Consider the following 25,338-nt stretch of genomic DNA (forward strand, 5'->3'; position numbering starts at 1 on the left):
GAATCACTCCTTGTCGATCGCGTATGCTTCGGGGAAGTGCAGATGGCGCTCGTCTTCGGGCGGCAGCGCCTTCCAGTCTCCGTAATTGAGCGAGAGGTATTCTTCCGCGCGGTTCGGAATGGGCAGCATATGGCCTTCGAAGGGGGCTTTGCGCGTAGGGAAGAACATCGATGCTTCGAAGACGTTCGCATCGCCCAGCATGTCGCAGAAGTAGCCCTTCTCATGGGGCGTCGCGGGGTCGGCGCCCGTGGCGGCCGGCAGCCCGATAGCGTCGTTTTCGAGGCTGCGGTTGAGCTTTTCCACGTCGAACAGAGCGCGAGCGACCGGGCAGACGATCTTTTTGACCAGTTTGATGGCGGGCGTCGACGCCACGGAGGAATCGGCCAGGGCGAAGCTGCGTTTGAGGCCGGTGCGCTTATGCCTGCGGCAAACGGCTTCGAAGGCGTCTTTCGCGGAAGGATCGATGCGCTCGAGCGGGAAGATGTCGACCCAAAGCCCGATGGGGCGGCTTTTCCCGACGAACGTCTCGTACGATTCGGTGGCGGGGTCGACCAGCTTGAAGAACTGGTAGATGGAGCTGCCGTCGCGATGCGTCTGCAGCTCGTAGGGGCTTTCGAGACCGTTTTGGAACAACGAATAGAGCTTCTCGTAATCGTCGCGGGGCATGAAGACGTCGATGTCGTCGTCCCACGGAATGAAGCCCTCGTGGCGCACCGCGCCCAAGCAGGTGCCGTAGGCCAGCAGATAGGCCAAGCCGTGCTCGGTGCAGATGCGGTCGAGTTCGAGAAGGATGTTCAGTTCGATCGATTTGATTTCGTCTGAGGATAGGCGTTTTTTCACGAAGCCTCCTGGAAAGGGCATGAAGCCATGCGCGCGATTCTTGTCATGAATCACCCATGATAGAGACAATGGGGCCGAAATTGCGGATAGGAACAAAAACAACAGCAAGCGTAACGCGGTTGTTTTGCGCCGCGCGGTCGCGGCCGGCTTCTTCGCGAAGGCGCGGCGTCGCGAAGCACGGCCGAGGTCTTACCTCTATAATGCTTGGAAGGCATCGCGGCGCCTGTCGGCGCGAGGGCCGTGACAAAAAACGAATCGCGCCCGTTTTCGGACGGGCGCTTTGTTTCGAGAACGTATGGAGTGACTGATATGAATGACGCCGAGGCGTTGAAGAAACTGCAGGAGACCGAGCTGGATATCCTGCTTGCGATCGACGCGTTCTGCAAAGAGCGCGGTATCGAATGGTTCATGGATTCGGGCACGGCGCTCGGCGCCATGCGCCATGGCGGGTTCATCCCGTGGGACGACGATATCGACATCGGCATGATGCGCGCCGATTACGACCGCTTCATCGAAGAGGCCCAAGACGGCCTTCCCTCCGGCTACTCGCTACAGACCTTCGAAAACAACGAGACGTTCGCGGGCCTGTTCGCGAAGGTGTACAAGGAAGGCACGGCGTTTCACACGAAAGAGACGATCGAAGCGGGTTGCGACCAGGGAATTTTCGTCGACATCTTTCCTTATGACGTGCTTGCGGCCGACGAGGGGCAGCGTGCGCGCCAGCTGAAGACGGCCCGCACGTGGCAGTCGGTCTCGTATCTCTACCATGCCAAGACGATCACGGTTCCGCACAAGGGGTTCATGGGGTCCGTGGAGCGTTTCGGATGCCGCATCGCACATTATCTGGTGTGCGCGTTCACGAACCGTGCGGAGATCGAGCGCCGCTTCGATGCGTCGCAGTCTTTCGAGGGGGCCGCTTCCGACGAGGTCATGTTACTTTCCTGGCCTTCGATGAAGCCGTGCCGCGTGCAGGACATGGTTCCTCCGGCGCGCGTTTCGTTTTGCGGGCATGACCTTCCGATAGCGGCGAAGCCTGAACTGTATCTCGAGAACATGTACGGCGACTGGCGTACGATTCCCGCGCCGGAGGACCGACGCACCCATCTTCCCGAGTTCATCGATTTCGGCGACGGAACCGTGTGGCGTGCGGGCGGTGCCGCATAATGGCCGATTCGAAACGTTTCGCGATCTTTTCGGCGCAGTTCCTTCCTAATGTCGGCGGCGTTGAGAAATACACCGACAACCTGGCTCGCGAGCTTGCGCGCCAGGGCCACGAGGTCGTGGTGGCGACGACCGATGCGGCTGCGCCCTCGGGCATCGAGAAGGTCGCTCCCGGCGTGGAGGTCGTGCGCCTTCCGTGCTTTCCGCTGATCGGCGGCCGCATGCCCATGCCGCGCAAGAACGGCGAATTCAAACGTCTTTGGGGCGAGCTGTGCTCGCGTTCGTATGACGGCGTCCTGGTCAACACGCGTTTCTATCTGCATTCGCTGCTCGGGTTGAAGCTCGCCGAGCGGCAAGGCCTGCGCGCCGTGGTGTGCGAGCACGGCTCGGCCTATCTGACCTTCGGCAACGCGCTGCTCGACAAGGCGGTCGTCGCATATGAGCATGCGATCACGGCGCGCGTGAAGCATTACCGCCCCGATTTCTACGCGGTTTCGAGCAAAGGCCTCGAGTGGCTTTCCACCTTCGGCATACAGGGCCGCGGGGTTTTGAGCAACGCGATCGACGCCGATGCGTTTCGCGCATCCTCGTCGGGCCGTTCGTTTCGTTCGTCGTTCGGCATAAAGGATGAAACGCTGCTCGTGTCGTTCGTCGGCAGGTTCATTCCCGAAAAGGGGGTCGACGCTCTGCTCGAAGCCATGAGGATAATCGATGGGAAGGGCGTCGATGCGATGTTGGTCATGGCGGGCACGGGCCCTCTCGAAGACCGCATTCGCTCCGCGAACCTCGGCACCGTAGCCGTGGCGGGGAAGCTTTCCGCTCCCGATGTCGCCGCGCTGCTGGAGGAGTCGGACCTATTCTGTCTTCCCACCAGGTCCGAGGGCTTTTCGACGTCGCTTCTCGAGGCCGCTGCGTGCGGCACGCCTTCGCTTATCACCGATGTGGGCGGCGTGGCCGAGATGATTCCCGACGAAACATACGGGACCGTGCTTTTGGACGCCCGGCCGGAAACGATCGCCGCCGCGATCGAGGCGGCCGCCAACGATAGAGGGCGCCTCGCGAAGCAAGGCGCCCTCAGCTTCGAGCGCGTGCGCGCTCTGTATTCGTGGGAATGCACCGCCTGCGCCGTTGCCGACGCGTGCCAGGATGCTAATCGATAGCGTCCTGGCCGCGGCGCGCCCGCTCGTTGCGGTCGAGCGCCACTTCCTGGACGAGGGAGTCGAGCTTCGTTCGCATGAGCGAGACCTTCGCGGTCAACGAAAAGATGCGGATCATCAGGATGGCGATCACGCACAGGAATATGAAGTTCGAAGGCGATTCGAACCCGAGAATGCTTGCCAGGCCGTACGAGATGCGGGGGAAGGCGGCCAGCACGACGAGCAGGGCGATGAAGAAGAGCCAGAAGATCGAATCCGACGCCTCGAACTTCGACTTCCTGATCTTGCGCACCACGAAATACAGCACCGCAAGGGCGCTGACGACCAGAAATACGCGCAAAGTGATGTTCACGGCTAGCTCCTAAACCACTGGACGAACAGGATGGAAATGCAGGTGCGCATCATGTATTCGATCGACCTGGTGAAAGTGAGATAGCTTTCGCCCGCCTGGCGTTCGCGCATGCTCACCTGCACCTCGCGCACGACCGCGCCCTTGCGGGCGAGGTAGGCGATAGAATCGGGCTCGGGGCCGAAATCCGATTTGGAGCTGAAGCATTCGATCATCTTGCGGTTATACAGGCGCATGCCCGAGGTGGGGTCGGAAATGGATGCCCCGGTGGTCAGCTTGGTGATGGCCGAGATCAGGCGCGAGCCGATCATGCGCATCGACGTGGATTTCTTCTCGGTCACGAAGCGCGAGCCGATCACGATGTCGGCGCCGGTGCTTTCCATCTCGGCGGCGAGCTTCTCGATGTAGGCCGGCATGTGCTGGCCGTCGGCGTCGAACTGCACGGCTGCGTCGTAGCCGTTGCGCAGTGCGTATTTCATGCCCGCCTGGAAGCCGCCCGTCAGACCGATGTTGACGGGAAGGTCGATTAGATTGAAGCCGTGCTCGATGCACAGGCGCTTGGTGGCGTCTTTCGATCCGTCGTTGATGACGACGTAATCGTACTGAGGGGCGGTCTGCCTCAGCTCTTCGACGGTTTGGACGATGCAGTCCTGTTCGTTATATGCAGGAATGATTACAAGAAGTTTCATGAGTCCATCTTCTCGGTTGAGTACATAAATGCCTATGGTATCACGTGTTATGAATATAGCGAAGCGTCTATGCGGGGACAAGCGCGATATGCATAGTGTATATTTGAACGGTTAGTGTCATGACGTTTATTGATGCGCCGTGCGGCTTATGTCTGCAATGCGCTGTTGTCTTGTTTCGTTCGAACGGATATCGGACAAAGATAGGTTTTATCGAATATGTGGGTGACGTTTTTTCTCGTAATGGCTGCGGCCGCTTCGTTTTTATATGTCCCGGGCTTTTTTATCCTGAGAGCGCTTCGTCTTGAGCCGATTGCCGCGCTATGCTGTGCGCCGCTTCCGACTATTCTTTTTTATGTGGTCCTCTCTGCCGTGTATCCTACGTTCGGTATTTCGGCGTCATGGGTGTCGCTTTTCCTTCCGAGTCTCGCCGTGGCCGTCGTCGCTTGTGCTGTTTCGTTCAAGGCCGCTCCCGATTTCAGCTCTGACGATTTCGTCGATGAATCGTGCGGGACGTTTTTTAAGGGTCGCCTGAGCGTCGATTGGGCCATATTGATCGTGGCTATTGCTGTGAATCTTCTCATCGCTGGCTGGGTTTTCGTCGTTTCCCTCGACGGTCCTGGGTCGTTCTCGCAGGCGTGGGACAACGTTCATCATCTGGGGTCCGTGAAAGCATTTCTTGATTCCGGGGTATATTCGTCGTTTACCACGTCCTCGTATGCCGCTGTGGTCGACGCGGCTGAAAACCCTTTTGTGAACGATTCGGCATTCTATCCTTCGGCGTGGCACTGCCTTGTTGCGATGTCGGCCGGCGCCACGGGGGCTCCCGTGTTCGTCGCCGTCAACGCGGTCAACGCGGTTATCGCGGGAATCGTGTTCCCCGTGAGCTTCTTCGTGTTCATTCGAGCTTTGTTCCCCGGGAAGCGGGGGGTTCTTTGGTGCGGCTCGTTTATGCCCCTTTTGTTCACGGCGTTTCCCTGGGGCTTTCTCATCTGGGGCCCTTTGTATCCCAATCTCTTGTCGTATTCTTTGATTTTTGCTTGCATGTTCGTGTTCTTGCGGCTTTTCAAGAAGGGGATCGCGCGCTTTTACCGTGTCGAGTTCGTGCTGCTCGCCCTGGTCGGCATGGCGACGCTTGCATTCGCGCAGCCTAATGCTTTGTTCACGCTCGGAGTTTTGGTTGCGGCCTTTTTGGTTGTCTCTATTTCGGGAATCGTCGACCGCTTCAAGTGCTTCTCGAAGGGAAGAACGGACTGGAAAATTTTGATAGGAGCTCTTGCCGTTCTTGCCATCTTTATAATCTGGTCCTTTGTTTACAAAACGCCGTTCGTGGCCGGGGTCGTCGCCTTCGATTGGCCCGCCAAAACCACGCTGCTCGGAGCCGTTTCGTCTGCTCTTTTGCTTTCGTGCGTCGAGCTTCCTGCCCAGCCCGTGCTTGCTTTCGTCGTGCTTGTCGGCTTCTTTGCCGTTTTGGCGAATGCCCGGTATCGCTGGGTTGCATTCTCGTATGCGTTTGCGTTCGTTATTTATGCGATTGACATGGGCGTCGACGGCCCATTGAAGCATTTTCTCGCAGGTTTTTGGTATACGGACCAGTGGCGTACTGCCGCTATGCTTGCGCTCGCGGCCGCTCCCTTGGCGGCGTATGGATCCTTTGCGCTGGCCAGGGGCGTTGCTTCTTTGCTGGAGCGTATTCCTGTTTTCTCAGGGAACCGTGCGAAACTCGACTCTATCGTAATGGGATTGGCCCCTTTCGCTATTGCAATTGTCGTCTTGATGGTGCCGTATGTCGCTTCCGATGGGGGGTTCCGTTCCGCTTTCGATGCGTTGAAAGAGCGGATGGCATCTCAGAATTGCGCGACAGCTCAGGATGTCTTCGAGAAAGATGAGCGGGAGTTCGTCGAGCAGGCGGTCGAACTCGTCGGCAAGGATGAGTTGATTATCAATGACCCAGGCGACGGAAGCGTGTTTGCGTATCCTTTCGATGGAGCGAACACCTATTATCGCTATCTTTCGGGCTTTTCGGGAGACGATGACGAGACGAGGGAGAGCTATCTGATTCGAACGGGAATCGATCGTATTTCGTATGACCCTGAAGTTCGTGATGCGGTGGCTGAGGTCGGTGCCGAATATATGCTCGTGCTTGATTCGGGCTGGGTATCGACCATGGAGGAGTCGACCGTCTATCGTCATTTTTGGCCTCATCAGGGTGTGGGCTTGAAGGACTGGAAGGGAGTCACTGCGGTCACCGATGAAACTCCTGGCTTCGAAATCGTGCTGAGCGAGGGAGATATGCGTCTGTATCGTATTGTGGCCTGATGCCGATTGTGCGAGTGATACCCTGTACATGTTGTGCGTTTCATCGAGAGGATGCTATATGTCCGAACCGTTGGTTTCTTTGCTTGTTCCTATTTATAATGTCGAGCGCTATTTGAGGGAATGCCTCGATTCCGCATGCTCCCAGACGCTCGAGGACATCGAAATCATCTGCCTGAACGACGGATCCACCGATTCGTCTCCCGATATCATCCGAGAATACATGGCGCGCGATCCGCGCGTGCGCATGGTCGATAAGCCCAATTCCGGCTACGGCGCGTCCATGAACCGCGGCCTTGCCGAGGCACGCGGCCGCTACATCGGCATCCTGGAATCCGACGACTTCTTCGAGCCCGATGCGCTCGAGATGCTCGTGAACGCCGCCGAAAAGCACAAGGCCCAGGTGGCGAAGGCGAACTTCTGGCTTTATTGGTCCGTTCCCGAAGAGAAGAACGAACTGTTCGAGGTGGTTCCGAAGAAGGCGGCGGGGCGTGCGGTGAATCCGTCGGAAGAGCCTGATATCTTCTTCGCGAAGCCCTCTATCTGGTCGGCGGTCTATCGTCGCGACTTCCTCTTCGAGCACGGCATCGACTTCCTCGAAACGCCGGGCGCGTCCTTCCAGGATTCAGCCTTCAATTTCAAAGTGTGGGCATGCGCCGATCGCGTGGCGTTCTTGGACGAGCCAGTGCTTCATTACCGCCAGGACAACGAGTCTTCTTCGGTCAATTCGCCGTCGAAGGTGTATTGCATCTGCGACGAGCATGCCGAAATGGACCGCTTCCTCGAGGCCCATCCTGAAAAACAGGGCCTGTGGGGCGTGAAGGAGAAGGTCAAGCTCGACAACTACCTCTGGAATTACGAGCGCCTGGCAAGTCCTTTGAACGACGAATTTCTGCAGCGCATGCACGAAGAGTTCAAGGCCGACATGGCAGTCGGCCGCGTCGATTTCAGCGTGTTCGAGCCGTGGAAGAAAAAGGATTTCCAGATCATCTGCGATTCCCCCGAACTGTTCAAGGCGGGCCGTGCGGCGAGCACGAGCAAGGGCGCGCTTTCCAAAGCCCGTTGCTACGTGCAAGAGGGCGGCATCTCCTTGCTGGTCAAAGGCCTTGCGCGCAAGACGAAGGGTCGGTAGGTCGAGTCGTGGCGAAGTTCTCCATCATCATTCCCGTCTACAACGTCGAGAAGTATCTGTCGTATTGCCTCGATTCGGTTCGTGCGCAGACCTATGACGACCTCGAGGTTATCTGTGTGGACGACGGCTCGACCGATCGCTCCGCCCGCATCATCGAGCTGCATGCGGCCGCCGATCCGCGCATCCGCCTGGTAAGCAAGGAAAACGGCGGCGTTTCGTCGGCGAAAAACGCCGGCATGCGCGAGGCGACGGGCGATTACGTGCTGTGCGTCGACGCCGACGACGCGCTCGTGCCCGAGGCCTGCGAGCGCCTTGTCCGCGCATTTCGAGAAACCGATGCCGACGTGGTGACGTTCGGCGCCAACTGCGTTCCCGCCTGCGACGGCTACCCGTGGCTGGTCGATTGCCTGAGCCCGCGCGATGCGGTCTATGACGGCTTCGACTGGAAGATCCTTCTCGAAGAGAAGTCGCGTCCGTTCGCATGGCGCACGGCGACCACGAGGGCGTTTCTCGTCGATAACGGCATCGCATATGACGAAAGCCTTCCTCTTGGCGAAGACCAGGCGTTTCATTTCGACGTGTATCCGCTTGCGCGCAAGACGGCTTTCATTTCGGACAAGCTCTACGACTATCGCGTCGTGCGCGAAGGGTCGGCGATGCGCATGCTGTTCGACGACCTTGCGGGACGTATGGGCAAGCATCTCGACATCGTGGAGGCCGTGTTCTCGTCGTGGGACAGGCGCGGCCTGATTGATCTGGGGCCTTCCCGGCTTGCCGATTGGTCGCTTGATTTCTTGTTCCTGGACATACGAGCCTTGGCTCCCGATGACGCGCAGCGTGCGTTCGCGCGTTTGAAGGAGCTCTACGAGCGCTACCTCGAGGGCCACGGCGACCCTGCGGCGGGGCTGTCCGACCCTATCGCGCGAGTGTATCGCCGCGTTCTCGAGGGTTCGGCCCAGGCGATGCCGCGTATGGAGCTATGGCGCTACGTCGCCGCGCGCATGGGCCGCAAGGCCTATGTGAAAGGACTGGTCATGAGGCCTTTCATCAAGGCGAAGGACCTGTTCCGCCGCAAGGCGGGCCCCTCGAAGAAGCAATTGGCGGGCTGGCTGGACGGCGAAAAGGAGCGCGCCGCATGCGATAAGCGCCTTGCCGATTCGCTCGAAGAGCTGCTGCTCTCGAATCTGGAATAACGATGCGCCGACGCGCTTGGCGCGTCTGTTGCTCGCGGCTTTTATACGCCGCTTGCATGCCGCCCGTCTTCCGCGTTTCGCCGGAAGACGGGCGTTCGATTGTTCGCATGGCTTTTCTCGTAGAAGGAGACGATGTATGGCGCAAACGCGCATTTTCGGGTACGACCTGGTACGGGCCGTTGCAATGTTTTTCGTGGTCGCGGTGCATTGCCGCGTCGTCGTCGACACTGGCACTACGGTCGGGTTGCTTTGGTTCATCGCGTGCGGAACGGTGTTTTTGTCGGGCAATGCCCTATTTTTTATCATGTCGGGCAAGTTTAATCTTCGAGAACGCGATGGCGAAGGCGCCCTCAAGGGCTTCTATCGCAGCAAGGCGCGAAATATATTGGTCCCTGTCTTGGTTTACTTCGCCATACGTAGCGTCTTCGATTTGCGCGGCGATTTGCAAAGCGTCGGCCAGGTAGCCTCGTATTTCGTGCACGGGACCCTTTCCGATTTTGCAGGAACGGAATATTGGTTCGTGTTCACGCTTTGCGGCTTTTTGCTGGTTGCTCCCTTTTTGGCGCGCATGTTCGCGCATATGCCCGATTCCGAAGCGAAGGCGTTCATCGGCATCGGCATCGGATTCAATGCCGTTTTGACCGTTTTGGACAATATGGGAATCGGATTTTCTTGGTCTTATTTGTTCAGCGGATTTGCGTTCGCATTCTGCCTCGGCGTTCTGATAGACCGTTTCGGCGGGAACTCTCGCGTTCGAAAGGCGTTGAAATTGTTGGCGCTCGTTTGCTTCTTCGTCAATGTCGCGGTCCAATATGCAGGATTTTCGACCTACGCAGTCGAGGTTTCGCCTCTTTATACGGTCATGGCCGTCGGCATCTATGTTGCGCTGCTTGACCTGGGGGAGAAGATTCCCCGATTCCGTCTCGTCTCTTTCGTGGCGAAGCATTCGTTCGGCATCTATTTGTGCCACATGATGGTGCTGTATGCGATTCAGCCATTTTTCATGTTTGACCAAGGAATTTCCACGATCGCGGTCCATGGCTTGTTCGCCGTCGTTGTATTCGCGGCGTCGACTGTTCTAGCCTGGCTTATCGACTCCACCGCGGTCAAGGGTGCCAAGGCGCTGTTCGATGCGGTAGCGAATCGCATCGCGCCGAACAAGGCCGCTTAACGCAAGAGCTCGGCCGCTCGACGGTCCTGCGCCCCTTGTAACGGCCCAAGCGGCGCAGGCGCTGCTTGGGCGCGAAGACTGAACCGAAGGAAGACGAATCATGCTTGAAGCGCTTGCGCACGCCTTCTCCTACATCGTGCAGCCTTGTTACGACCTGACGGGCAGCTGGTGGATGGCGATCCTGCTGTTCACCGTCATCATCAAGATCGCGCTTATGCCGCTTTCGCTGTGGTGCCAGTGGAACAGCATCGTGATGGTGAAGCTCATGCCCGAGCTCAACCGCATCAAGGTGAAATATTTCGGCGACGCGGAGACCATCGGCGAAAAACAGACCGAGCTCAATAAGAAGCACCATTATCACCCGCTGCTTTCGCTGGTGCCTTTGGCCGTGCAGATCCTCGTGCTGTTCGGCCTGGTCGAAGTCATTCACGGAATCACCGACCATGGGGCGCCCGGTACCGAATTCCTCGGCATGGTGCCTGCCGAAGACGGCGGCATTTCGTGGGCGATGCCCGTGCTCGCCGCGCTTTCGGCTGTGGCTATGGGCTTCGCGCAGAATCGGATCAACCCCTTGCAGCGCGAGCAGTCGAAGATGGAGAAGAACACCACCAACGGCCTTTCCATCGCCTTGTCGTTCGTGCTGGGAATCTATGTGGCGGCCGGCATGGCCTTCTATTGGATCTGCTCGAACCTGATGGCTATCGCCATCCAGGCGCTGTGCAACCTGTGCATCCGTCCCGCCAAATACATCGACTACACCGAGCTCGCGCAAAGCCGCGTAGAACTTGAGGCGCTCAACGCCTTCGCCGCGCGCAAGACGCCCTGGTACAGGCGCGACCCGCTGGCGAAGCGCGAGAAGCGCGACTATCGCCGCTTCATGAACGTGGTGGACAAGCATATCGTGTTCTATTCCGAGCGCAGCGGCTTCTATAAATACTTCCAAGGAGCCATCGAGTGGCTGCTCGAGAATTCCGACGTGGCGATCCATTACGTGACGAGCGACCCGAACGACCAGGTGTTCGCCCTGCATGGGGAGAACCCGCGTCTCATGCCGTACTACATTGGAGAGCGCCGTCTGATCACGCTGATGATGAAGCTCGATTGCGACGTGGCCGTAGCCACGCTCGACGATCTGGAAAACTTCTATCTCAAGCGTTCCTACGTGCGCAAAGACGTCGAATACGTCTATCTGTTCCATCACATGACATCGGTGCATCTGGTGTCTTCGCGCGAGGCCCTCGACCATTACGATGCCGTTTTGTGCGTGGGTCCCCATCAGAAGCACGAGTTGGAGCGTATGGCCGAGTTGCGCGACATTCGCCCCCGCGCGCTCGTGGAATGCGGCTACGACCTGCTCGATCGCCAGATCGCCGGCTACGCCCGCCGCGAAAAGCCCGCGCACGGCCGTCCCGTGGTGCTGCTTGCGCCTTCGTGGCAAGAGGATTGCATCCTCGACATCTGCGCCGACGAGGTCATACGTCCGCTGCTCGGCCGCGGCTACCGCGTCATCGTGCGCCCGCATCCCGAATACACCAAGCGCTACCGCGCCCGATGGGAATCGCTGCAGGGCCGCTATGCGGATTACTCCGATGACGAACTGCACTTCGAACAGGACTTCAGCTCGTCCGATTCGATCTACGACGCCGACGTGCTGATCACCGACTGGTCGTCCATATCGTGCGAGTTCGCCTTCGCCACGCTCAAGCCGTGCGTGTTCGTGGACACGCCCATGAAGACCTGCAACCCGCAATGGCAGGAGCTGGGAATCGAGCCGACCGATATAACGCTGCGCAACGGCATCGGCCGTTCGGTGCCGCTCGATGCGCTTGATAGGCTGGGAGACGTGGTCGACGAGATGGTCGCGCATCCGGAAGCGTGGCGCGATGCGATCGCCGAGGTGCGCGCGTCGATGATCTACAACGTGGGCCGCGGAGGCGAGGTCGCGGGCGCCTATCTTCTCGACCGCGTGCTCGAGAAGCAGGCGCAGCGCGAGGAAGGGGGCCGCAATGGCCGTTGATGCGAAACAGCGTCGGGCATATGCGTCGGTGAAGGCGGCCGACTGCTTCGTCGTGCTTTCGATCGCCGTGGTTCTGGCCGCCGGCTTCGCGCGGCCTGCGTACGCGTACGTGGACCCTTCCGTCATGACCTATACGATTCAGGCGCTCGCAGGCGTGGCGGTGGCGCTGTCGGCGGTCATCGGCGTGGCCTGGCGCCGTCTGCGCAAGTTCTTGTTCAAGGCGCTTCGCATAGACCCGAATGCGGGCAAAGAGGCGGACGCCTCTGTGCATCGCATCGAAGGCGACGATGCCGAACGCGCGCGGCTGCGCGCCGAAGCGGACGAGCGCGCCCGTCGTCTCGAGCGCAGCCTCGACGCCGAAAAGCCGGTCGAATTCTGCCGTTCCGCCCGGTTTCTGTTCGCGCTTGCCGCGTCGGCCATGCTGTTTTTCACGGTGGTCGTGGCAGGCCCTCTTGAAATCGTGGCGGCGAGCCCTGAAAGCCTCATGTTCTCGGTCGACGACGTGGCGGGCCTGCTTGTCGCGGCAGGCGTCGCCGCGACGATCGTTTCCGCGGCGGCCATGTCGTGCTTGAAGGGCCGCGCGTTCGGATTCGTGTTTGCGGCCACGGCCGTTTTGGGCATCGCGGCCTACGTGCAGGCGACCTTCATGAACGCATCGCTTCCTCCCGCCGACGGATCGCAGGTCGATTGGGAGGCGTATCTGTCCGTGACGCTGCTGACCGGGGCGGTATGGGTCGCGCTGTTCGCGTCGGCGGCCGTGCTTTCATGGAAGAAGCCCCTTGCCTTCACGGGGTCGGCGGCCGCATTGTGCCTGGTGGGAATCGTTGCCCAGGGCATCAGCCTGGGACTGGTCCTTCTGACGCCGGGCGATGACGGCTATACGCCGCTCGACGACAAGCCGACGGTCACCATGGAGGGGATTTCGGAAGTGTCCTCGCGCGACAATGTGATCGTGTTCGTGCTCGACACCTTCGACACCGAATATCTGCGCCGTGCGGTCGAGACCGATCCGACGTGTCTGGACGCGTTCACGGGATTCACGTGGTTCGAGAATTCGACGGGCTCCATGATTCCCACGCGCTATGCCATGTCGACCTTGCTGACGGGCCGCTCGCTTGCCGCCGACGATGCGAGCTATTCGACGCGAAAGATCGCCGACTGGTACACGCAGCCGAACTTGCTCGACGATATCGCGGCCCAGGGCTACGCGGTGGATTTGTATGCTACAGATATCTACGACGCGATCGGCGCGCTCGAGGCGAAGGCGGACAACATCAAGCCGCTTGCATGCGAAATCGACCGTCCTGCCGCGCTGGCCATGCTGGTCAAGTGCGCGCTGTACCGCGACCTTCCCTGGGCGCTCAAGCCTTTGTGCTGGTTTTATACCGACGAGGTGAACAACGAAGTGCTCGTGGAGCACCCCGACGACCCGTCGCGTTCGGTATGGAAGATGGACGATGCGGGCTATTACGACCTGCTGTCGCGCCAGGGCCTTACGGCGGTCGAAAAAGGGGAGGCCGGCAGCTTCCGCGTCATCCATATGGCGGGAACGCATGCGCCGTACACGATCGGCCGCGACGGCCTGCGCGTCGAAGGCGAGGGGGACATGATCGAGCAGGGCCTCGGCGCGCTGCATATCGTGGAGGCCTATCTCGACGAGCTCAAACGCCTCGGCCTGTACGATTCGGCGACGATCGTGGTGACGGCCGACCATGGCGACTGGTACCTGGCCGACGAGATCTCGGGGCCGACCAACCCCATGCTGATCGCCAAGCCCGCATCTTCGGGCGACGCTTCTCGGGCGCCGTTGAAGGTGTCGCAGGTTCCGACGGGCCATCTCGATTTCGCGGCCACGGTCCTCGATGCGGTCGGGGGCGACCCGTCGACGTACGGCGGCATGAACATGTTCGACGTGCCCGATGAGCCGCGCACGCGTTACTTCTGCTCGACTTCCGTGGTCGGGCCCGATAATGAGTACACGCGCATCAAGGAGTGGAGCATCGACGGCGAGGCCACGGATTGGTCCGCGTGGCATGCGACGGGCGCCGAGTGGCCTATCGAATAAGGCGCGTCATCGTGCCATGCGATGAAACGAAGGGGCGCTTGCCAGAAGCAGGCGCCCCTTCGTCTTCGCCGCCTTGTGCGCGGCGGCTTCGTTTCTTGCGTTTGTCCTATGAATCGGCCAGTTCAGACGCTATTATGTTCAGGACTGTCAATTCTACGTAAAAAATGAACGAGGCATTATGCTGACGCGCTATCAATTCGACATTCTGTATCGCCTTTCGAAAGAGGGCGTCTCTACCCAGCGCGAGCTTGCCGACGCCGCCGATATGTCGCTCGGCCTGGTCGAAAAGACCTGTCGCGAGCTGTGCGACGAGGGCCTTATCGACGATGCCGGCATTACCGGGCAGGGTCTGGATGCGCTTGCGCCGTATCGCGTGCAGAGCGCGGTCATCCTTGCGGCGGGCGCGGCGACGCGCCTGGCCCCGCTGTCGTTCGAAAAGCCCAAGGCCATGTTCGAAGTGCGCGGCGAGGTGCTGATCGAGCGCTTGATCTCTCAGCTGCGGGAAGCCGGCGTCGAGCGGATCGCCGTGGTTGTGGGCTATATGAAGGAGTCGTTCTTCTATCTGAGCGAGAAGTGCGGCGTGGAAATCGTCGTGAACCCCGACTATGCGACGCGCGGCAACCATGCGTCGCTCTACGCTGCGAAAGACGTGCTGCGCGGCGGCGCCTACGTGTGCTCGTCCGACCAGTACTACACGGCCAATCCGTTCGAATCGCACGAATACGAGCCCACGTTGCGCCTCGACCGCAAGGCGGCGCGCACCAACGACATGGCCGTTTCCTGGAATGCGAACGAAGTGGCGGTGTCGGTCGAGCGCGACCGCGGCAACGGATGGTGCATGCGCGGCCCCGTCTACATGGACGCCGATTGCGCCGGCCGCCTGCTCGATATCATCGAAAGCGATTACGACGCCCCCGAAATGGAGCCGCTGCACTGGGACGACGTCTATGCGGCCCACTGCGGCGAATTCGTCTTCCATGTGCGTCTTTTGCCTTCGGGCACGCTGCACGAGTTCAACTTCATGAGCGATTTGTGCGCCTTCGACAGGGATTTCCTGGCGAACGTCGATTCGTCGATCCTCGACAACATCTGCACGACGCTCGATTGCGAGCGAGAAGACATCGTGCGCGTGCGTCCGGTGAAGGCGGGCTTGACCAACCTGTCGGTCCTGTTCTCGTGCAAGGGCGTTCAATACGTCTACCGCCATCCGGGCCTGGGTACCGACGAAATCGTCAACAGGCAGGCCGAGGCCCATTCGCTGGCCGTGGCGAAGCGTCTCGGGCTCGACGACACCTTCGTCTACGAAGACCCCGAGCAGGGCTGGAAGATATCGCGCTATGTGGCGGGCTGTGTCGAATTCGATTATTACGACCCCGACCACGTCGCCCGCGCGCTCGCCTTGGCGCGCCGCCTGCATGAAAGCGGCGAGAAATCGCCTTGGCAGTTCGACTTCTACGATGAGGCCTGCAAGATCGAAAATCTGCTGCGCGAGGCGGGATATCCGTTACCGAGCGATTTTTCCGCCTTGTCCGAAACGCTCGGCGAGCTGGCGCGCTACGTGCGCGCCGAGGCGGGCGCGCCGGTGCTGTGCCACAACGATTTCTACGGGCCGAACCTTTTGGTCAAAGACGATGCCATGCATCTGATCGACTGGGAATACTCGGCCATGGGCGATTACGCCTGCGACATCGGCAACTTCATCGCCCAGGGTTCGGGCTATTCGGTCGAAGAGGCCGCGCACGTCGTGGACGTCTATTTCGGCCGCAAGGCGACCCAGGCGGAGCTGCTGCATTGCATGGGATGCACGGCGATCGTGGGGTACTACTGGTACGTCTGGGCCATTTATAAGGAATCGCAAGGCAACGCGATGGGCGAGTGGCTGTATGCCTGGTATCGCGCCGCGAAGGAGTTTTCGGCGTATGCGCTGCCTGCTTATAAGGAAAGAGAGGTTTTGATGCATCCGCTTTCTGAGAAGGAATTCGACGAGCTCGTGGCGAAGGAGCGCGCGGGCGTCGCGTCGGGCGAGGAACTGAAGCGCCTCGAGCCCTATCGCGCGAAGCGGGCGGTGTTTTTCGCCGCAGGCTTCGGCAGCCGCATGCTGCCGATTACGGTGAACACTCCCAAGCCGCTCGTGCGCGTCCACGGCAAGCGCATCATCGACCGCCTGATCGACGCGGTGCTGGCCGCGGGCATCGAAGAGATCTACGTGGTGCGCGGATATCTGGCCGAGGAGTTCGACCAGCTGCTGAGCACCTATCCCATGGTGCGCTTCATCGACAACCCGCGCTACGATAAGACGAACAACATCTCTTCGGCCGTCCTGGCCAAGGACCTGTTCGAAAACGCCTACGTCTTCGAAAGCGATCTGTATCTGGTCGACCCCTCGCTGGTGACGAAGTATCAGTACCGCTCCAACTATCTGGGCCTGCCCGTCGAATCCACCGACGACTGGTATTTCGACGCCGACGAGGACGGCCGCATCGTGGCGCTCGCCAAGGGCAAAGACGCCCCGTGCTGGCAGATGGCGGGCATTTCGTACTGGACGGCCGAAGACGGCGCGAAGCTGCGCGAAGACATTCCTGCGGCCTTCGAGGAAAACGACGAGAACAAGCAGGTGTTCTGGGACGAAGTCGCTTTGCGCCTGCGCGCCGACCGCTACGACGTGCACGTGCGTCCTTTCGAGGCTTCCGCGATCGTGGAGATCGATTCGTTCGCCGAGCTGCAAGACGTCGATCCCGCGTACCGCATCGCCTAAGCGCGTCTTCCGCCGCGCAGGCTCTGCGGAAGACGGTCGCCGATGCGGCCGCGTTTCTCCCAAGGCGGCGGCATACGCCCCGCCGTTTCATCCGCTCCATGGTTATTTCGAAGGGCCGGCCCGCAGGGGACGGCCCTTCGGGTAAGCTGCTATGCATGCACGCGCTTCACGACCGCTTCGATGTGGGTTTCGGCGTCATCCGGGCGCGCGCCTTCCTTTGATCTTTTCCGTCGCATTTCGACGTTGCTTTAGAAGAATCGAGAAGAATCCGAATGTGGTCGACGTTTTTCATCGCCATGGCCCTTGCGGCCGTGTTCCTCTATATGCCCGGCTTTCTTGCCCTGAAAGCCCTGCGCGTGCGTTCGGCGGTCGCTTTGTGCTGTGCGCCCGTGTTCAGCATCGTCGGATATGCGGTCGTCACGGCGGTTTTGCCTTCCTTGGGCGTTTTCGCCACGTGGCAGACGGTGTTTCTGCCGTGCCTTGCCGCAGGCATCGTCGCCGCCGCGATCGTGCGCTTCGTGCCGTGGTTCTCGTCGTGGAATCCGACGCGCCTGGGCGTGGCGGATATGGGGCGCTCGTTTCGCAAGGCCATGAATGAGGAATGGTTTTCGATCGCTTTGTACGTGCTGGCGGGCCTTGCGGTGGTCGGGCTCGTCTTCGTGAAAAACCTCGACGGCCCCGATTCGTTCCTGCAGGCGTGGGACAATTCGCATCATCTGAGCTCCATCAGGGCTTTCGTCGAGTCGGGCAATTTCTCCATGCTGACCACCACGTCGTATGCCACCGCGCTCGACCGCTCTTTCACGCCGTGGCAGGGCGAGTCGATGTTCTACCCGTCCGCATGGCATTGCCTGGGCGCGCTGGTGGTAAGCGCATCGGGCGCCACGGTTTCCATGGCCGCCAACGCCGTTAACGCGGTCGTCGTGGGCATCGTGCTGCCGCTGTCCACGTTCGTGCTGATGGAGCGTTTGTTCGAAGGAAGGCGCGGCATCGTGCGCTGCGGCGCGTTCGTCTCGCTCGCGTTCGCCACGTTTCCGTGGGGCTTTCTGACCTTCGGTCCGCTGTATCCCAACCTGCTTTCGTATGCGATTCTTCCCGTGGTGGCGGTGCTGTTCATGGGCATTTTCGACGACGGCGTCGGAGCTCGCGTGCGCATCGTGCGCGCGGCGCTGTTCGTCGTGGGCATCGTGTCGCTCGCGTGTGCGCAGCCCAATGCGGTCTTTTCCGCCGCGGTGCTGCTCGCGCCGTTCTGCGTCGTGCGGGCAGCCCGCTTCGCACGCTTCCTCCCGTGGCATGCGGCGCATCCTCGCGCATGCCGGATCGGCCTTGCCGCCGTTGCCGTGGCGGGCATCGCGGCCATTTGGTGGGCGCTGTTCAACGCGCCGTTTTTGCAGGACGTCATCTGGTTCGATTGGCCTGCGAAAGAAGGCGAGGCCCAGGCGATCGCCAATATCGCGCTGCTGTCGTTCAGCTACGCGCCGGCGCAGTTGCTGTTGTCCGCGCTCGTGCTGATCGGCACGGCGTGCAGCCTGGTCGACGGACGTTACCGCTGGTTCGCCTGCTCGTTTCTGCTCGCGTGCGCGATCTGCTATGTCGACCTTGCCCATGACGGCTTCATCAAGCATCTTCTTGCGGGCTTCTGGTACACCGACCAGCTGCGCACGGGCTCGACCGCGGCGCTGCTCGCCGCTCCCATGGCGGCGCTGGGCTTGAGGCATGCGGTGCATTTCGTCGCGCGCGGGCTCGACCGTGCGGTCGAGTCGGTAGGCGGAAAGCCTACGCCGTACGTGTCCGCCGTGCTGGTGCTCGCGTTGAGCGTCACGGCGGTATTCTTCCCGAGCTATGTGATTCCCGGGCACCACAAGGTGGAAACGGCCTTCGGCGACATCAGGAACCGCGTCGAAGACCAGAATTCGGTGTCGAAGATGAATTACCTCGACGCTTCCGAGAAGGAGTTCGTCCGCCAGGTCGAGCAGATCGTTCCCGACGACCAGCCGATCATCAACAGCCCCGACGACGGAAGCATTTTCCTGTACGGATACGAGGGCGTGCGCACGTACTATCGTTATTTGACGGGTTATTCGCCGGAGTCGAACGAGTCCGAAGACAGCGCCGCGATCAGGCAGGGCCTGTACCGGATCGCCGAAGACGAGCGCGTGCGTCAAGCCGTGGAATCCATCGGGGCCGAATACGTCCTGGTTTTGGACCAGGGCAAAGACCAAGACCTCGGCTCCGACATGGAGCGTCGCCGTTTCGTCCTGAAAGACGATATCGACAACGAGCTATGGAGCGGCATCCGCGCTATCGACGACGCCACGCCCGGCTTCGAAACGGTGCTGAGCGAAGGCGATATGAGGCTGTATCGCATCGTGGTATAAGGTTTTCCGCCCTTGCCGCAAAGCTGCGAAGGCCTCCCGCATCAAGCGTGCGGGAGGCCTTCGCGTATCGGGTTTCGAACGGGCCGGGGCATTCGTCCGTCGGGCGCTTCGGACGCCGTATTTTCGCGCTTGTACGGATGCGATGCCCTGAACGCATGAAGCCCCGCCTTGTCCGGACGTCGTTTGACAAGGCGGGGCTTCGTTTCGATAGCGTATGGTTGCGGGCGTTGCGCCCAGGCGGGCGTTACGCGTGCTTGTGCATGCTTTCCTGCTGGACGCGATAGACTTCCAGCTCCCACATCTTGCGATGGCTTTTGGCCACGGTGTCGAGGATGGCGCCCGCCGTGATCGCGAGCGCGCCGCATGACACAAGGCCCGTCGCGAGCACCGTCGAGGGGAACTTCGGCACGAGGCCCGTTTGGAAGAACTCGAGCACCACGGGAACCCCGACGATCAGGCCGAGCGCGAAGAAGACGAACGCGATCCACCCGAAGAAGGCGAAGGGCTTGCTTTCGCGGAACAGCGAGGCGATGGCCATGAGCACCTTCGCGCCGTCTTCGAAGGTGGAAAGCTTGCTTTCGCTTCCTTCGGGGCGGTCGCGGTACTCGATCGGCACGTCGACGATGCGCCAGCGCTTGTCGACGGCGTGGATGGAAAGCTCCGTTTCGATCTGGAAGCCGGAGGAAAGGACGGGCATGGTCTTGACGAACGTGCGATTGAAGGCGCGGTAGCCGGTCATGACGTCGTCGAAGGCGTAGCCGTAGATGAATTTGATGAGCCAACGCACCAGGTCGTTTCCGAATCCGTGGAAGGCGCGGTCGTTTTCTTCGCCGTAGCTGCCGTTGGACAGGCGGTCGCCGACGGTCATGTCGGCCTCGCCGGCGATGAGCGGCGCGAGCAGTTCGCGCGCGGCTTCGGCGGGATAGGTGTCGTCGCCGTCTACCATGAGGTAATAGTCGGCTTCGATGTCGCGAAACATCTGGCGCACGACGTTTCCCTTGCCCTGGCGCGGCTCGCGCTTCACGATGGCGCCGTGCGCACGCGCGATTTCGGCGGTGGCGTCCGTGGAATTGTTGTCGTAGACGTAGATCGCGGCCTCGGGCAGCGAACGCTTGAAATCGTCCACCACCTTGGCGATGGTGATTTCTTCGTTGTAGCAGGGAATGAGTACGGCAATGCGGTCGGTCATGGTGTGCTCTCCGTGGGAGGTCTAACGACGGGTATCGGATCGGTCGGGGTCGGCTTCGTCTGCGGCTTTATCGGATGCCGCGGCGTTGTCGACGGCTTTGTTGAACTCTTCGGCGGCGCGTTTCTGGCCCGTTGCCGGGCGCGGCGCGTAATGGTGGCGCAGCACCGGTCCCAGCAGATGCAGGCGCACGACGAAAAACGCCGATATGCCGAAGGCCAGGGCCATGAACGCAAGGCGCATGACGCCGTGCGTTTCGGTGATGAAGATGGCGGAAACAGCCAGGATGGCGGTCCATCCCCACATGATGAGGACCGTTTTGCGCTGGCTGAAGCCTTCGCGCAGCAGCTGGTGGTGGATATGCCCGTTGTCGGCCTGCTGGATGGGCTGGTGGGCGCGCATGCGGCGGATGATCGCCGAGGCGGTGTCGATGATGGGCACGCCCGCCACGAGGATCGGCACGAGCAGCGATACGAACAGCGCCGAGCGCGTGGTGGCGAACAGCGACACGATGCCGAGCGACATGCCGAGCAGCAGCGACCCCGAATCGCCCATGAAGATCGACGCGGGGTTGAAGTTGTAGCGCAGAAAGCCCAGGCAGATGCCGATGAGGCCGACCGCCAGAAACGCCGCGTCGAGACGGAAGGTCAGGGTGGCGAAGATGAACATGGTCAGCGCCGAAATGGCGGTGATGCCCGATGCCAGGCCGTCCAGGCCGTCGATCAGGTTGATGACGTTCATGAAGGCCACCAGGTAGAAGATGGTGATGGGGTAGGCGAAGATGCCGAAATCGATGTAGCCTGGGCCCACGGGATTGTGCATGTCGGAAAGCAGCAGGCCCGACGCCGCCACAATGCCCGCCGCCGCGATCTGTCCGAGCAGCTTGGTGCGCGGACGCAGGTCGAAGATGTCGTCGGCCACGCCCACGAGGAAGATCAAGACCACGCCGATCATGACGCCCGGGTACCAGATATTGCGGCTCACGGGGCTGTGCAGGGGGTAGTTCCATCCGAAGAACTGCGTGCCGATCCAAATGGCGGCAAGTCCTGCGGCCAGGCCGCCGAACATGGCCACGCCGCCGAAGCGCGCCGTGGGCTGTTTATTCACACGGCGGGCGTTCGGATAGTCGACGGCATCGACGACGAATGCGAGCTTTTTGACGGAGGGAACGAGCGCCATGGTTACAATGCAGGCGACTGCAGTCACTATGACATAATGCAACCAGGTCAACGTAGCTCCGTTCGATGATGATGAATAAAACCGCGCTGCGAGACGATCGAGCGCGTACCAAACTAATATTTTATAATAGATCGAACATGGTTTTCGAATTTTATCGAAATAGATTCGTGCGACGCGTTAAATTCCAAGGAGTCTTCCAGTGGCGAACAAACCCGGCATCAGCGTGATCATTCCCGTCTACAAGGTACAAGACTGGGTGGGGCGCGCCATCGAGTCGATCCAGGCCCAGACGTTCGGCAATTTCGAGTTGCTGCTCGTCGATGACGGAAGTCCCGACGAAAGCGGCGCGATCTGCGACTCCTACGCCGCGCGCGACGAGCGCATCACGGTGATCCATAAGCCCAACGGCGGCGCGGCAAGCGCGCGCAACGCTGCTATGGCGCAGGCGAAAGGCGAGTACCTGTTCTTCATGGACGCTGACGACTGGTGCGAGCCCGAAATGCTCGAGCGCATGTACGAGCGCGCCGAATCGGGCCCGTATGACCTGGTGGTCGCGGGCTTTTACATCGACACCTATCGCAGCGACGACAAATTCTTCCGCGAGACGAAAAGCCTTCCGTCGAAAACCTACGCGTCGGTTCGCGAGTTCCGCGAAGACGCATACCGCCTGTTCGACCGCAACCTTTTGTATACCCCCTGGAACAAGCTGTTCAGGGCGTCGTATCTGTTCGAGCGCGATATCGAATTCCCCGACGTATGGTGGGACGACCTGCCGTTCAATCTGGCCGTCCTGCGCGATGTCGAGCGCGTGGCGCTCATGGAAGACGCCTTTTATCACTTCCTGCGCGCACGTTCCGAAAGCGAGAACACGAAGTATCGCGCCGGCACGTTCGAGAAGCGCGAAGAGGAAGACGGCTGGATGCGCGAGCTTTACGAGCATTGGGGCGTAAGCGACGAGGCCTCGCGCGAATTTCTGGCCCGCCGCCACGTCGAGCGTGTGGTGGGCTGCATCGAAACGGTGACCTGCGCCGATTGCCCGCTTTCGCCGCAGGAGAAAAAGGCGGAGGTCGCGCGCATGGTGCTGGCCCCGTCGGTCCGGCGCGCCGTGGCCGAGGCCCGTCCCGGTTCTTTGATGATGCGCGCCATGCTTCTGCCGATCCGCTGGCGCAAGCCCGGCCTCATGACGGCGGAAAGCCGGTTCATTTCCTGGGTGAAGCGCAATTTCGTGGGCGTGTTCGCCTATTTGAAAGCCCATCGATAAGATGCGAAGAGGCGGTTCCGTATGCATCGGAACCGCCTCTTGTTTTCCGGCGCCGAGCGTTCGGCGCGGCGTCCTTCATTCGAAAGGCATCCGTTCGGCGAATGCAGACATCGTACGACGGGCGTTTTCTGCGTTTCATTCAGGCGGAAGGCGTGCGACGAACGTCACGCACGGAGTCCGCCGCCTCGTCGTTGCCGCCGTGGCGGCGAGAAAAGGGGCTCATGCGGTCAATGGGGCGCTTTACGCCAGCTCGGCCTTCGTTCGCCCTGCGCGTCCGATGCGCTCGAAGCGTTCGAGGTCGCTTTCCGACATGCCCTGGGTAGGCGTCTGGCGCTTGGCATGCTGCGGGTCGGCCTCGTCGTTCCAGATTCGGTCGGCAGCATCCGCCCAGGCTTCGGCGAACGGCCTGCATTTCGCGCACAGCTCCTCGGCGCTTTCGGCGCATTGCAGGTCGGTCGAGCGGGCATGCGTGCGCGCCACCATGGATTCCAGGCAATCGGGGTTTTCGAGCATGGGGCAGGGGCGCAGCAGATTGTCGTTGAACGGCTGGCCTTCGTAATAGGCTTTGAAAAGCGGCGATCGCAGCGCCTCGAGCAGGCTTACGTCATGGATGTTGGCGTTCGAATAATGGATGAACACGCAGGGCTCGACATCGCCCGCGGCGTTGATATGCAGGTAGCGCCTGCCGCCCGCGATGCAGCCGCCCACGAATTCGCCGTCGTTTTGAAAATCGAGCGTGAACAGGGGTTTCTTCGAGCGCATCGCGCGTACGAATCGGTAGAGATGCTCGCGCTGCTCGACGCTCGGCATCAGTTCGACCGGCGCGTCGGCGCCTACCGGCATGAAGGTGAAGATCCAGCAGAACAGCGCGCCCGCTTCGATCAGGCGGTCGAAGTATTCCTCGGATGCCACGGCTTCGGCGTTTTGCGAGGTGTAGCATGCGGAAATGCCGAACGGGAGGCCGTGCTTTTTCAAGAGGGCCATGGCTGCTTCGATGCGGTCGTAGGTTCCCTCGCCGCGGCGCGCGTCGGTAGTTTCGCGCGTGCCTTCGGCGCTGATGGCGGGAACGAAGTTCTTCACGCGGATCATATCCTGGCAGAACTCCTCATCGATCAACGTGGCGTTGGTGAAGCAGAGAAACGCGCAGTCGGGGTGCTTCTCGCACAGGCGGATGACGTCTTTCTTGCGCACGAGCGGTTCGCCGCCCGTGTAGATATAGATGTGGACGCCCAGTTCCTTGCCTTGGCGGATGATCGAATCGATGTCGTCGAAGCTCAGGTTGAGCTTGTGGCCGTAGTCGGCGGCCCAGCAGCCGGTGCAGTGCAGGTTGCAGGCGCTGGTGGGGTCGAGCAGGATGGCCCAGGGAATGTTGCATTCGTATTCCCGGCGCGCCTTCTCCTGTTTCGGCCACGCGAGGAAATTCGCTTCCACCAGGAGGGTTTTCAGAAGGGCCGGCACGATTTCCTCGTTGAGATGCAGGGTCTTCATGGCCAGTTCGTACCAGTTGTTCTTCTGTTCGAACGCCGTGCGAAACGCCGCGCGCTGTTCGGGGAACAGCGATTCGGGCAGCAGAGGCTCGAGCATGTCCATGATCGTGTCGACGTGGCCTTCGGGGTCTTTGACGATGTAGTCGACGAGCTTGTTCAGCGCCAGGCGCTTCATGTGGTCGGTCGTGTTCACGGCAGTCGTCCTTTCAGTGCGGACCTCTGTGGTTTCGTTCCATTCGATGTTGTTTTTTCCACATATGGGGATTATATTCTTGGGAACACCGCCGACAATTGCCAATGAAAGGCGTTGTGCGCACTAAGCCGCGCAGCGTTTGAGAACGAGGGGGAACATCATATGCCGATTGAACGCACTATGAAAACGAAGAAGGTCGATCGTCGCGTCCTGAAGACGCGCAAAGCCCTTTTCGAGGCATTCGACCGCCTTTTGTGCACGAAAGATTACGACAAGATCACTATTTCCGAGCTTGCACGCGAGGCCGATATCGACCGCAAGACGTTCTATCTGCACTACAGCTCGATCGACGACATGATCGATGACAAGGTTGACGCCATGGTGGCCGAAATCCTCGACGACGTGGAAGAGGACATGCGCCGCCGAAGCGGGGAGGCGGCGAATGCTTCCGAGCGGGTCGAGCCCGACCTTCACGTGTTCTTCGCCGGGGTGAACAGGGCCATGATGGCGCATCTGCCCATGAAAGAGCATATTTTCTCCGCCATGCCCGCCACCGTGCTGGCCGACCGTCTTGCCCGTCCGCTGGCCAAGGAAGTGCGTCTGCGCGCCGCCGACCGCCTCAAGGTGGAAGACGACGTGCTTGAAATCTATATCGCCTCGCTGGTCGGCGGCATCCTGGGCGCCTACAGCGCCTGGATCGAGCGCGGCATGAAAGTGCCCGACGAGCGCGTGTCCGATATCGCGAGCCGCATGCTCGGCGTGTGCGTGCGCGAATTCTTCGAGATGAACGGCGAGGTGCTCGGCCGCTAAAG

General features: G+C 60.6%; 18 protein-coding genes. 12 read left to right on the plus strand and 6 right to left on the minus strand.

Annotated elements, in window-relative coordinates:
* Positions 1–3: 3 nt before the first annotated feature.
* On the minus strand, positions 4–840 hold the full coding sequence (locus DMP07_RS00770) for a LicD family protein (RefSeq protein WP_161956990.1): 837 nt from the start codon (positions 838–840) through the stop codon (positions 4–6).
* Between the two features lie 309 nt (positions 841–1,149).
* Here DMP07_RS00770 and DMP07_RS00775 point away from each other — a divergent pair, with 309 nt between their 5' ends.
* Positions 1,150–2,004: a LicD family protein gene (locus DMP07_RS00775; protein WP_123197257.1), complete on the plus strand. Its 855-nt coding sequence runs from the start codon at positions 1,150–1,152 to the stop codon at positions 2,002–2,004.
* Positions 2,004–3,161 (plus strand): glycosyltransferase family 4 protein, encoded by a 1,158-nt coding sequence (locus tag DMP07_RS00780; protein ID WP_123197258.1) that lies wholly within the window; start codon positions 2,004–2,006, stop codon positions 3,159–3,161. Before DMP07_RS00775 ends, DMP07_RS00780 begins: the two co-directional genes overlap by 1 nt.
* On the opposite strand, the gene DMP07_RS00785 is transcribed toward DMP07_RS00780, so the two are convergent.
* Both DMP07_RS00785 and DMP07_RS00790 read right to left on the minus strand, forming a co-directional pair.
* Positions 3,151–3,510, minus strand: a complete 360-nt coding sequence (locus DMP07_RS00785; protein WP_123197259.1) for a DUF2304 domain-containing protein — start codon at positions 3,508–3,510, stop codon at positions 3,151–3,153. The genes DMP07_RS00780 and DMP07_RS00785 overlap by 11 nt on opposite strands.
* 2 nt (positions 3,511–3,512) lie before the next feature.
* Complete coding sequence (locus DMP07_RS00790; RefSeq protein ID WP_123197260.1) at positions 3,513–4,196, minus strand: glycosyltransferase family 2 protein; 684 nt, start codon at positions 4,194–4,196, stop codon at positions 3,513–3,515.
* Between the two features lie 216 nt (positions 4,197–4,412).
* Here DMP07_RS00790 and DMP07_RS00795 point away from each other — a divergent pair, with 216 nt between their 5' ends.
* The 8 genes from DMP07_RS00795 to DMP07_RS00830 all read left to right on the plus strand — a co-directional run bounded on the left by DMP07_RS00795 (position 4,413) and on the right by DMP07_RS00830 (position 19,220).
* Positions 4,413–6,512 (plus strand): DUF6541 family protein, encoded by a 2,100-nt coding sequence (locus tag DMP07_RS00795; RefSeq protein ID WP_123197261.1) that lies wholly within the window; start codon positions 4,413–4,415, stop codon positions 6,510–6,512.
* A gap of 58 nt (positions 6,513–6,570) precedes the next feature.
* Complete coding sequence (locus tag DMP07_RS00800) at positions 6,571–7,641, plus strand: glycosyltransferase family 2 protein (RefSeq protein ID WP_161956991.1); 1,071 nt, start codon at positions 6,571–6,573, stop codon at positions 7,639–7,641.
* A gap of 8 nt (positions 7,642–7,649) precedes the next feature.
* On the plus strand, positions 7,650–8,834 hold the full coding sequence (locus DMP07_RS00805; protein WP_161956992.1) for a glycosyltransferase family 2 protein: 1,185 nt from the start codon (positions 7,650–7,652) through the stop codon (positions 8,832–8,834).
* A gap of 16 nt (positions 8,835–8,850) precedes the next feature.
* Positions 8,851–10,005 carry an acyltransferase gene (locus DMP07_RS00810; RefSeq protein WP_211324467.1) on the plus strand — a complete coding sequence of 385 codons (1,155 nt, stop codon included), beginning with the start codon at positions 8,851–8,853 and terminating at the stop codon, positions 10,003–10,005.
* A gap of 100 nt (positions 10,006–10,105) precedes the next feature.
* Positions 10,106–12,022: a membrane protein insertase YidC gene (gene yidC, locus DMP07_RS00815; protein WP_123197265.1), complete on the plus strand. Its 1,917-nt coding sequence runs from the start codon at positions 10,106–10,108 to the stop codon at positions 12,020–12,022.
* Positions 12,012–14,087 (plus strand): sulfatase-like hydrolase/transferase, encoded by a 2,076-nt coding sequence (locus DMP07_RS00820; protein WP_123197266.1) that lies wholly within the window; start codon positions 12,012–12,014, stop codon positions 14,085–14,087. Before yidC ends, DMP07_RS00820 begins: the two co-directional genes overlap by 11 nt.
* 178 nt (positions 14,088–14,265) lie before the next feature.
* Positions 14,266–16,842, plus strand: a complete 2,577-nt coding sequence (locus tag DMP07_RS00825) for an NTP transferase domain-containing protein (protein ID WP_123197267.1) — start codon at positions 14,266–14,268, stop codon at positions 16,840–16,842.
* A 272-nt stretch (positions 16,843–17,114) separates the two neighbouring features.
* On the plus strand, positions 17,115–19,220 hold the full coding sequence (locus DMP07_RS00830; RefSeq protein WP_123197268.1) for a DUF6541 family protein: 2,106 nt from the start codon (positions 17,115–17,117) through the stop codon (positions 19,218–19,220).
* 244 nt (positions 19,221–19,464) lie between these two features.
* Here the strand turns inward: DMP07_RS00830 and DMP07_RS00835 are convergent, their stop codons facing one another.
* Entirely contained in the window at positions 19,465–20,409 is a 945-nt protein-coding gene (locus DMP07_RS00835) for a glycosyltransferase family 2 protein (protein WP_123197269.1), read from the minus strand.
* A 21-nt stretch (positions 20,410–20,430) separates the two neighbouring features.
* Positions 20,431–21,585, minus strand: a complete 1,155-nt coding sequence (locus DMP07_RS00840) for a glycosyltransferase family 4 protein (protein ID WP_211324468.1) — start codon at positions 21,583–21,585, stop codon at positions 20,431–20,433.
* Positions 21,586–21,784: 199 nt separating this feature from the next.
* Between DMP07_RS00840 and DMP07_RS00845 the strand changes: the two genes are divergently transcribed.
* The gene (locus tag DMP07_RS00845) at positions 21,785–22,846 is read left to right on the plus strand and encodes a glycosyltransferase family 2 protein (RefSeq protein WP_123197271.1); all 1,062 of its coding nucleotides are present in this window, start codon (positions 21,785–21,787) and stop codon (positions 22,844–22,846) included.
* 240 nt (positions 22,847–23,086) lie between these two features.
* Here DMP07_RS00845 and DMP07_RS00850 read toward each other — a convergent pair whose 3' ends face one another.
* The gene (locus DMP07_RS00850; protein ID WP_211324469.1) at positions 23,087–24,526 is read right to left on the minus strand and encodes a radical SAM/SPASM domain-containing protein; all 1,440 of its coding nucleotides are present in this window, start codon (positions 24,524–24,526) and stop codon (positions 23,087–23,089) included.
* Positions 24,527–24,706: 180 nt separating this feature from the next.
* Between DMP07_RS00850 and DMP07_RS00855 the strand changes: the two genes are divergently transcribed.
* Positions 24,707–25,336, plus strand: coding sequence for a TetR/AcrR family transcriptional regulator (locus DMP07_RS00855; protein ID WP_161956993.1), 630 nt, complete (start codon positions 24,707–24,709; stop codon positions 25,334–25,336).
* The last annotated feature ends 2 nt before the right edge of the window (positions 25,337–25,338 follow it).

Source organism: Slackia faecicanis, from assembly GCF_003725295.1.
Lineage (GTDB): Bacteria > Actinomycetota > Coriobacteriia > Coriobacteriales > Eggerthellaceae > Slackia > Slackia faecicanis.